Source organism: Vibrio sp. 10N.247.311.47, assembly GCF_041467535.1.
In the GTDB taxonomy this organism is placed as follows: domain Bacteria; phylum Pseudomonadota; class Gammaproteobacteria; order Enterobacterales; family Vibrionaceae; genus Vibrio; species Vibrio crassostreae_C.
Map to the genome: position 1 here is coordinate 1 of NZ_JBFSUR010000062.1, position 9,745 is coordinate 9,745.

The 9,745-nt window shown below is 40.3% G+C and carries 10 protein-coding genes and 3 pseudogenes; 8 read left to right on the forward strand and 5 right to left on the reverse strand.

All coding sequences use genetic code 11. From position 1 onward, the window contains the following. From AB6E51_RS23445 to AB6E51_RS23465, 5 genes are all read left to right on the forward strand, one after another. The coding region (locus tag AB6E51_RS23445) for a hypothetical protein (RefSeq protein ID WP_372140242.1) at window positions 1-187 on the forward strand (187 nt) is incomplete at its 5' end. 147 nt (window positions 188-334) lie between these two features. Continuing rightward, window positions 335-3,208, forward strand: a complete 2,874-nt coding sequence (locus tag AB6E51_RS23450; protein WP_102332441.1) for an HD domain-containing phosphohydrolase — start codon at window positions 335-337, stop codon at window positions 3,206-3,208. 551 nt (window positions 3,209-3,759) lie between these two features. Beyond that, window positions 3,760-4,020: a helix-turn-helix transcriptional regulator gene (locus AB6E51_RS23455; protein WP_235612466.1), complete on the forward strand. Its 261-nt coding sequence runs from the start codon at window positions 3,760-3,762 to the stop codon at window positions 4,018-4,020. A 630-nt stretch (window positions 4,021-4,650) separates the two neighbouring features. Further along, window positions 4,651-4,902 carry a Tn3 family transposase gene (locus tag AB6E51_RS23460; protein WP_157938692.1) on the forward strand — a complete coding sequence of 84 codons (252 nt, stop codon included), beginning with the start codon at window positions 4,651-4,653 and terminating at the stop codon, window positions 4,900-4,902. A 117-nt stretch (window positions 4,903-5,019) separates the two neighbouring features. Continuing rightward, on the forward strand, window positions 5,020-5,868 hold the full coding sequence (locus AB6E51_RS23465) for a delta-class carbonic anhydrase (protein WP_102332438.1): 849 nt from the start codon (window positions 5,020-5,022) through the stop codon (window positions 5,866-5,868). Between the two features lie 105 nt (window positions 5,869-5,973). Here AB6E51_RS23465 and AB6E51_RS23470 read toward each other — a convergent pair whose 3' ends face one another. Together AB6E51_RS23470 and AB6E51_RS23475 are read right to left on the reverse strand one after the other, a co-directional pair. Continuing rightward, complete coding sequence (locus tag AB6E51_RS23470) at window positions 5,974-6,156, reverse strand: transposase (RefSeq protein ID WP_235618379.1); 183 nt, start codon at window positions 6,154-6,156, stop codon at window positions 5,974-5,976. 76 nt (window positions 6,157-6,232) lie between these two features. Next, window positions 6,233-7,036, reverse strand: coding sequence for a hypothetical protein (locus AB6E51_RS23475; protein ID WP_102332437.1), 804 nt, complete (start codon window positions 7,034-7,036; stop codon window positions 6,233-6,235). 544 nt (window positions 7,037-7,580) lie between these two features. Here AB6E51_RS23475 and AB6E51_RS23480 point away from each other — a divergent pair. Both AB6E51_RS23480 and AB6E51_RS23485 read left to right on the forward strand, forming a co-directional pair. Continuing rightward, window positions 7,581-7,766 (forward strand): hypothetical protein, encoded by a 186-nt coding sequence (locus AB6E51_RS23480; protein ID WP_102332436.1) that lies wholly within the window; start codon window positions 7,581-7,583, stop codon window positions 7,764-7,766. 21 nt (window positions 7,767-7,787) lie between these two features. Continuing rightward, a pseudogene (locus tag AB6E51_RS23485) lies at window positions 7,788-8,054 on the forward strand (DDE-type integrase/transposase/recombinase). Window positions 8,055-8,263: 209 nt separating this feature from the next. Here the strand turns inward: AB6E51_RS23485 and AB6E51_RS23490 are convergent. From AB6E51_RS23490 to AB6E51_RS23500, 3 genes and pseudogenes are all read right to left on the reverse strand, one after another. After that, entirely contained in the window at window positions 8,264-8,566 is a 303-nt protein-coding gene (locus AB6E51_RS23490; RefSeq protein ID WP_102332435.1) for a putative quinol monooxygenase, read from the reverse strand. A 21-nt stretch (window positions 8,567-8,587) separates the two neighbouring features. Beyond that, a pseudogene (locus AB6E51_RS23495) lies at window positions 8,588-8,973 on the reverse strand (VOC family protein). 125 nt (window positions 8,974-9,098) lie between these two features. Then, on the reverse strand, window positions 9,099-9,359 hold the full coding sequence (locus tag AB6E51_RS23500) for a ribbon-helix-helix domain-containing protein (protein ID WP_162299045.1): 261 nt from the start codon (window positions 9,357-9,359) through the stop codon (window positions 9,099-9,101). A gap of 270 nt (window positions 9,360-9,629) precedes the next feature. Here AB6E51_RS23500 and AB6E51_RS23505 point away from each other — a divergent pair. Continuing rightward, window positions 9,630-9,745: pseudogene (locus AB6E51_RS23505) on the forward strand (transposase zinc-binding domain-containing protein); the annotation flags it as partial.

The window sequence follows — 9,745 nt, forward strand, 5'->3', positions numbered from 1 at the left end:
CTCCACCGCTCTGTCGACACCGTCGCCGGTTCTGCCTGGTTCATTTTGCCTTTCACTTCCCGGCAATCCGTTGATATACGTTTCGTCTATTCGCCAAGATAAAGCTATTGGCTTCTTCTTTTTGTGGGCTCGATGTTCTAACAATGGCACATACTTTATCACTCAACGCTTACTGGTGGCGAAGTAATCCCGCACTTACTGGGGGTAGACAAAGAAGTGGCTTTGATGTGATGGACGCACCTCCCTTATCTAGGCCAATATAATCAATTTATTAAACCCAAAAGGTAAATTACAACTACAGTTAATGAAACGAATAAGTCAGCGAAGTGGAACAATGAACGTCAAACGTGCGACATTATCGATTCACGTATATCTAACGACAGTGATAATATTGGTTGTAGTTTTAACATCAGGGATACAAATCTGGCTAACGAACAAGGGGTTATCAGAGCTTATTTTAGAGGCGAATGCTAAGTTGTTCAACCGCATTGCGATAGAGACTCAGCTCCAACTTAACAAGCACTACGGTACCGCATTTACCGCTATTGGCGCTTTCACAAAAAGTTACGCCGTAAATTCACCAGATATAGAAGTGCGAGAAAAATTGATTCCTCAGCTCGCTCAGCTATTAAACGAATTCCCCCATGTCACGTCGTACTCTTTTTATTATCCTTCAGGTGACCTCCTTTCTATAGCTAGAGTCAATGACAAAGCTATGGCTGAGCGGGGGGATTTAAACACGACCGTAAAATTTATTATCGCCCATAACCATAAAGGAATACTGAAAATTCGAGGGGTTGATAAGGACCTTCAGCTCATATCAGAAATCGAGCCAGGGAAGGCGATTCTGTACAAATCACATCGCTGGTTTAGTGATGCGCAAGAAGCGACCGCCTTAATTTCCACACCATCAATCCACCCGACATCAGAAATGTTGGGTGTATTTATTTATCGTAAAAACGATCAAGGTGTTGTTATTTCTGCGGAAGTGTTGCTAGAAGACCTACAACAAACCCTTACCGATACCTTGACCAACGCTTCATCTCTTCGCGTTCTTTATAATGATGAAGGACAAATTTTTGCAGTCAGTGACAGCGCAAATAAAACTGTCCCTAAAGTTCAGATGACACGTAGACTTGACTTGTTACCTAATAAAGCAATCAATTATGCAATTAAGCGAAAGAAAAGAGATGGGCAGCTCGGTATGTTCTACTTTGAAGGTGAGAAATGGTTTGGGCACATAGCCACGTTTGGCCATTCTTATGGTCAACAATTTCACTTACTTATGGCAGCTAAAGCTGATGATTTGTTTGATAATGGTGTATTAATTAAAAAACAAACAATCTACACCTCTTTATTGATACTGTTGCTTATATTACCGGGAATTTACGTTATTTCTATGTATATATCGCAACCCATTAAGCGAGCGACCCGCAAAGCGAAAGATATTGAAAGCTTCAAATTCGATAAAGAACACGTTATTCAGCACTGCTATATACGAGAAATAGCCGAACTCAATCAAGCGCAAAGTGCAACTCAGTCAACCATCAGCCAATTTATTTCTTTGACGAACAATATCGCTAACAAAGAAAATCTCGATGAAATACTGAGTTTGGTATGTCACGACACCGCACAAGCAGTGGAGGCGAGTGGTATATTTTTGTATCTGCACGATATCGATAATGAGGTGCTAGTCCCCAAGTATGTTTGGTATCAAGGTATGGAAGCGCATCAAGCTGAGGCGTGTCCACTGCCTGTCAGTGAAGCAAAGAAGATAATGGAAGAATTGTTTGCTGCTAATAAAGTGATGACATTCGAAGCAGAGGAGATAGAGCGACTTAATCTCCCTTGGGATCGTGTTCGTCGTGGTAAAGTAGTGTGTATGCCACTGATGGATCGTTCAGGCAGTGTAATTGGTTCGTTTGGATTGTTGTTTGAAGGAGACAATGCGCTAGAACGCTATCACTCTTACGAGGATTACTTAACCACGTTACTGGGTTTTACATCGGTTACTATCGAAACCCACGAACTGATAGAGGCACAAAAGTCGCTCCTTGATTCATTTATTCAAGTATTTGCCGGTTCATTAGATAGAAAGTCACCTTACACCGGAAATCATTGTCAACGTGTTCCGATCATTACTGAGTGGCTAACCAAAGCAGCACAAAATTCACAACATCAGGCATTTGAAAACTTTAGCTTAACCCCAAAACAATGGGAAGAGCTAAAGATGGCGAGTTGGCTTCATGATTGTGGCAAGATCACTACACCTGAACATATCGTTGATAAAGCAACAAAATTAGAAACCATCTATAACCGAATTCACGAAGTGCGGATGCGATTTGAAGTCGTTAAACGTGAAAAAGAAATTGAGTTACTCAAAATACATTTCGGTGAGCTGCCTGATGACGTGCTAAAGTCATTAAATGAGCATAATAACCAAGTTGATAATGACTTTGAATTTGTTGCGGAACTTAACTTAGGGGGGGAGTTTGTTGATGATGCTCATATCAGTCGTTTGCATGACATCGCGCAGAGAACTTGGACAAGGACACTAAGTAAAACGGCAGGGACATCGTGGATTGAGCAACATCGAAGCCAAGAGCACCAACCTATACCTGCGACAGAGTGTGTACTAGCCGACTTACCTGAACACCTTGTTCCTTGGAATTTCCCAAGAGAAAATGAAGAGTGCTTCACTCTAAAGGCACCTGATTACCAAGCTAACCTAGGCGAAATCTATAATTTATCGACTCGTAGAGGAACGTTGACAGATGAAGACCGATTTATTATCAATGACCACATCATTCAATCAATCAACATTCTTAAGTCATTACCTTTCCCTAAACATATGCGCGATGTGGTTAAAATAGCCGGCGGTCACCATGAAAAAATAGATGGAACCGGGTATCCCATGGGATTGAAAGGGGATGAAATGCCGCTAACGGCCAAAATTATCGCTATAGCTGATGTGTTTGAAGCTTTGACAAGCACAGACCGTCCATACAAGAAAGCGAAGACACTATCTGAATCAATAAAAATTATGAGTTTTATGGTTAAAGAGAGACACCTTGATCCAGACTTGTTCGAGCTGTTCTTGTCATCAGGTGTTTATCAACAATTTGCTACAGAGTTTATGGAACCAGAACAACGGGACCAAGTTGACTGTACACACTATTTTAAAGACAAGATATTAAATAACTTGTAGGTATAACGGCCATAGATATAGGGCGCCATGTTGATTTACTTTACGAACTTGTAGTTATGTAAGTGCGTCATAAACCCCGCATTCTCTTCGCCGAGTACGAATATTAAGAGTCTCCAACCCCAAGGATAATTGAAAAGGCGAAATTGCTAAATAACTATGTCTATAATGCTCAAAGCTTTGTTAAACTTAATGAGAAAATCGTAAAGTTCTTTTATGGCAAAGATTTTGTCACTGGCCTCTTCCGTCAAGATGTCGCTGATTTACTTGGCTACAGTAAAGACCATTTTGGTAGGCTTATTGTGAGAGTGAACCTTGGTACATGGGCGAATCTATTGTTATGTATGGGAGTGCCTATTAACCAACTGTTTGACTTTAATCGGCCTAAGTAATATCCAATGTTGAGTTCGTGTGTTTTGTCCGTCAAAAAAGTTGCAGCGCTGCAACGTTGTGACTACTCACCACCCGTTGGGCGATGCTTCTTATTTCGCTAATCAGTGCTCGATAGGGGGAGTGACCGGAGCGCTGTGATAGCCGCCAACTTTTGAAAAGACGTGTATTTACTAGACTATTCAAGTTTAGGTGATTACTTAACTTGTGCTGCTCAAGTGAACATGCCGCACGTAATGGGCACATGTTCATTTTTGATATCGATTAACAAAGCGACTCCGCCAACCTATGCAGCGCCCATGGGTACTAAAGAGTCTAATGTTTCTAGGCTCGAAAAGGGAACAGGAAACCCTACTATTAAAACACTAATGAAATACGCTAAGGCGTGTGGTTGCCAATTAGACTTTGGCTTCACACACGCTTAGACGTTATATCAAAATCTCTAACCTAAGAGGCCGTTGCGATAGCAACGGCCTCTTTCGTATAGTTAGCTTGGAATTTGTCTAACAACTTTCGTAAAAATATAATACGAAACCTATTGGGACGGTAAAAAATATTGACTAAAATAACGTCAATGGTAAAGCATTTTGACCAGTGAATTTAAGGGGGATCAATGAGCGTTGTACCAGATTACAAGCTATCAGAGCTAAGAATCGTAATGTTCGAATCTTGTCCCAGGGTAAAAAATGAATTTCGATTACACAACAGAAGCCGATGAATCTTGCTTACCTGCAGCGAGAGATCACCGGTCGATCGCCCATGACCAGTTTACTTGATGTTCTCAAGGAAGCTGACTTGAGAATTGGATCTAGCGATCATTTTAAAACCGTAGACGAACAAGAAAACCTTGACCGTAAAAGCTAACAGTAACGTATATTATTCTGCCTCTACGGAATGAGCACGAATATAGGATTAAAACGACTAAGTGGAAGCCAGCATGGTATTAGCTTATAAAGAAATACTGAATGTGCTTCGTCGTTTTATTCACAATAACTGCATTACGTAACGCCATTGGGCAAGTCGCAAACGCAAATTTTATTTCCCGAAATCCTTCTATGTGGGGAGAAGGCACAACATCCAGCGCCTCGGATGCTAAGAAGCTTGGTGTTATTATTCATTGGCATGTAGAGAAGAAATCAACCTGTATCTACTTTCTGCTTAAACGCAGCTCCTCTTCAGAAGTCACCTTTATGATTGAAGGCGTATTACATCACGGCACCGAGATGGATTTTGACCGACAGTATGTCGATAGTCATGGTTTTCTATATAAGTCCGACACCGAAACCGCTGTTTTTAATTCTGTATAATTAATTGGAACCGACCACGCATTATCACAAAATCTCACACTTATCATATGTACACAGGAACGTAACACCTATACGTTCATTTACTTTTACAACTATCAAAAAGGTTTAAATTTGCATATGAATAAAGTGTTACTTTTGTCTTCTGTACTTGTGATTACACCGCAAGCCGTTCAGGCCTCAAGCAACCATGATGTTGCTGATAGTGTTATCGCACAGCAACGTACAGCGCTTGCCGAAAACACTCAAGGAAAAGGGTTTGGCCCTCAATCTCCACGTGATATAGACAACCTAGCAGGAAATAATACCCGTTACTTTGGGAAAGCGCCTGAATACTCACAAATGAACCTATGTAATGTTCACTTTCATAGAAATGCAGAGCATAAGGGCGGTGAATTTAACGTTTACGCAGGTAATGGTGACGGCAAAGGCAACAATACTGGCTATGTTTATAACGGTAAGTTAAGTGACGCTGAGCTTAAGCCGTTTAAAGATACTGTCAGCGCTAAAGGCCATAGTCAACTAGAATCAGGTGATACTATTGAGCTTCACTACGTTCATTCAACGGCCCAAGTTAAGCCAGGACCAACTCTCGGGGCATGTTTAAGTGAGTCAACTTCTAATCCGCAATTGCGTGTAGAAACGCAAGTATTTGTACTTGTTAATGATAAAAGTGCACTTAACTTCGTTGATTTGACCCAATTCGAGGTGAAAAATGGAGTCTATCAAGCAATAAACATCCCGAAAAATACCGGTAAACCGATTCGATATGCTGGTTCAACAACTGGCCCTAGCTACAATAAACAGGCATCTCCACTGCAAGTGACTTGGAGTGTACGACCAAAAGTGGCGAAGGTAGACATTGCCTCTGTAGCACAGTGGTTAGCAAGCAATGAGTTCGATGAAGACCATGCTCACGGTGTTCGCAACCTTGTTATGAACCCAGACTTGTTATCTTCGGGTCACTAAGCCACGACTGTTTCTGGTTTGTAGGTGAGTAAGGCAGTCGATATATGTATGCCATAGCATCAAGGTAGAGCATCGAGCGAAGAGCCTTAAACTCCGCCAAATTTATTAATGGCCCTTCATCATCAATTCACCGAATGAACTGTATTGTAAAGGTGTTAGCCTGATAAACGCTGATGCTTGTCGACTGTTAGTAAATTGTGTCCCATCACCCAAATTAGCATAAAGTATGAATGGGGTAACCTCACCAACACCTTCAAAATATATCAAAGTTTGTAGTTTGTTGTGCATTGCAGGTGAAAATCAAGTTCATCGAGTAAGATCAAAGAGGGGGGGGGCCCTCTTAATTAACCTTAGTAGTTCAGTATTATTCTTTCGTGATTTCGATGCCTAAATTGAAATTATCTACTTCGGAACCTTGCCATTCAGCAACTCCAATTTTGGTTACTCCTGAATATGCACCGGAAGGTAGCACATCATTAAGGGATTCTTCAAAGAATGCATTGAAGCTAGAGATCGTAGCACTTTGACAACTTACAGTTGTATTCATCTCTCGCCAAGTGCATTGATTGCTCCTTCTCATCGTAATTATTACTGGATGTTCACTCCCTGTTTGATTATTAATAGCATTGACCGTGACATATGTATTAACACCAATACCAGCACCTCCCCAAACTAGATCTTGAGGTCCATCAGCATATTTTTCTGGTCTATCTATATCAGATTCATTTTTCATGTCTTTAATAATGAAACCACGGTTTTTCCCATCTGTATTGTGAGTATAACTACTACTTTCAGTTACAGTGCCCAATGGTTGGACTTGGCATATTAGGTCGTTGCTTTCACTATCTTGAGTGACTAAGATTTCTTGACTACCTTCGAATAAAATATCACCACAAGTAAACCCTGTAACATGGTCATCACCCATTAACATTTCATGAGTGCTACCTTCATTGACATTGACAGATGGATCATCTAACCAACTTGAACGCTTGTCATAAACTCGTTCGTTACTAGCTGTAATCCAACCATTGATAGAATCGGCAGTCAAACCGTCTGTATTCATAACAAAAGGCATAATCGGAGCATCTGTATTATTTTTAATTACAATTGTAAAAGCAGATGTATTAAATGCACTTGTTATTAAAATTGTAGCAATAGGTAATTTCATAATTTTCTCTATATGTCAGTGGTTTAAACTAATTTAGTACATTATGTTTTATATATGTGTGACCTATATCTTAATTATTTAAATAACAATTAACCCACATTTAAATTTATGAAAATCACACATAAATGTTAATTTGTATATATATAAGCCTGTAAATTAAAAGTATATATATATTCACCTTATTGAGTTGTAGGAATATTCTCTAATTGCAGTTTTGGTGATGAGTGTCATATACAGCTAATTATTAGAAAGTTGCCAAGTGATCCGAAAAATATACCTAAAGGAAATTGGCATTAATGTTAAATTACAGACGTGGGCTTTTTCATGCGTCACACAAAATACTCATTAAAGGGTCGGCCGGGAATTTGAAGTGGCATAGTGAATTTGGCCACCTGATTAAGAGGTGGAGTATGATCATCTCGATACTAAAACAGATGACAATATGACTAAGCGTGAAAGACGCATTTTTAACCCAGAATTCAAGCTTGAATGCGATCAACTAGTGCTTGACTAGGGACGTACCTACAAAGAAACCTGCGAAGCGATGGGTATTGGAAGAACAACGTTAGAAAGCTGGATAAGGCAACTCAAAGTTGAAAGAGTAGATAAGGCTCCCAATGCATCGCCACGGGCTCCAGAGCAAAGAGAAATCCGTGACCTTAAAAAGAAAATCAAGCGTATTGAAGAAGAAAAGGACATTCTAAATCGTCAGTTCGTGGTAACGGAATAGAATCAAGTATGGTGCGGTGATGTGATCTACATCCGGACTGAGCAAAGGTGGTCTTATCTAGCGGTTGTCATTGACTTATTCGCACGAAAAGCCATCGGTTGGAATGTCTAACTCACCAGATAGTGCCTTGACGGCAAGGCGCAAAGCATGGCTTATGAGAACCTTGGAAGACTATCTGGCGTGATGTACCACTCGGACCAAGGTTGCTACTATACGAGTAAGAAATATCGTCAGTTGCTATGGAAATATCGAATTACTCAAAGTATGGGTAGGAAAGGAAATTGCTGAGATATCCCTATGGAGCGAGTGTTCAGAAGCTTGATAACGGGATAGGTGCCAACGAATGGTGATAGAAGTTTTATAGAGGCGAGCCAAGCCAATAACAGATTATCTGGTTGGTTATTACAATCAACATCGACGACTTCATACATGGTATTGACTAAAGGGATAATACTGTTCGTTGTACACCAAAAGTAACTCTGACTAAATTGTGAGAATCAACTTAAACTTTGTGGCTCCACTTTGTGATAGAAAGTGATATCTGGTTCTTGTTCAAGCAGTCCATTAAGGCCTCTAAGTAGGTTAAGGAAGTGCGTTTCTTTGCAATGTGCGTCAAAAGCTGTTTGATCAGCAAACTGTTCTTGAAATAAGAACTTTCTATCATCAGATTCATCCTGAAATAAATAATAACTAATGCAGCCAGGTTCATTTAAAGTTGGTATTAGCATTGCGCTGAGTAGTTCATGCAACTTCTTTTCCTGTCCGGATTTTGCGTAAAAGTGTGCAGTTAAGTAAATCATTGTATTTCCTTAGGTTATTGGTTATTGATATCGACCTTCACGTTGAATAAATTCAATCTTGTATCCATCGGGGTCTGTAATAAAGAAGAAGGTTACCAGCGGTTTCTGCTCGTAGTTTTATGATTTGATATCTGAAGTTCCAATACCGCAGTTCGCCAGACGTTTATGTGTTTTCTCTATACACTCGACACTGACTGCTAGGTGTCCATAGGTATTACCATGAGCATATGGAGTAGTTTGATTATGGTTGTGTGTCAACTCAAGTTCAAAGCCTGTTTCGCTGTTGGCAAGGTAAATTAGGGTAAAGTCATTGAGCTGATATTGAACAGTGACTTCAAGTTCTAGCGCATTACGGTAGAGGTTTTTAGGTCGTGCACTCTTATCATACTGTGAATCAGCTTAGTCATTATTTTTCCTCAATTGAAGTCAGGATAGTAATGAGTGAATGAACCAGGCTGGTAGTACGTGAGTACGACAAAACTTTTTATGAAAGGCTATTATTTGATTTAAATGCAATCATATACGTTAATCGTTATCGTTTGCTGGAGTAAATTAAACAAGCACAGCGAAGCAGGGAGGCAAAATTACCTACCTCACCATTATGCTCTAGAGCCTCTGTGTAGACTGTTGATATGAAGCGTGGCACGGTAAGATTCTGAGAGTGAGCAATCTCTTCTAGGACCAGCCAAAAGCTCGATTCGAGTTTTACGCTGGTTGCATGTCCATCTATACGAATCGAGCGGGTAACAAACTGGTAACTTTCTGTTGGCTGATGAGCAAATATTTCACACATAAGGAGCATGTTGGTTGTTGAATAACTATATTATTCTGTCTGAAAATGATTTGTTAATCAATTAATTGGTAAATTACTTACATTTTCCGGGCACGAATTGGCCAGGTACGCATCTACAACGCGGTAGAACCGGCGACGGTGTCGCCTGAGCGGCCTACGGCCGAAAACAAAGAGACTCAACCGACTAGGGTGCTTTGCATGAATCGTTTATCCTATAGACCATGTTTCCGAATAAGCCCATCAAACAATGCTTCAATGCCAACGATACTTGGCTCTAAAGAGTATCGATGCCGCCATGCTAACTGCACCCATCACAAATACATTCACCAGACGTGTAAATCTCGCTTTTGCAGCAGTTGTGGCATTAAAGCGACAGAGCGGTGGAT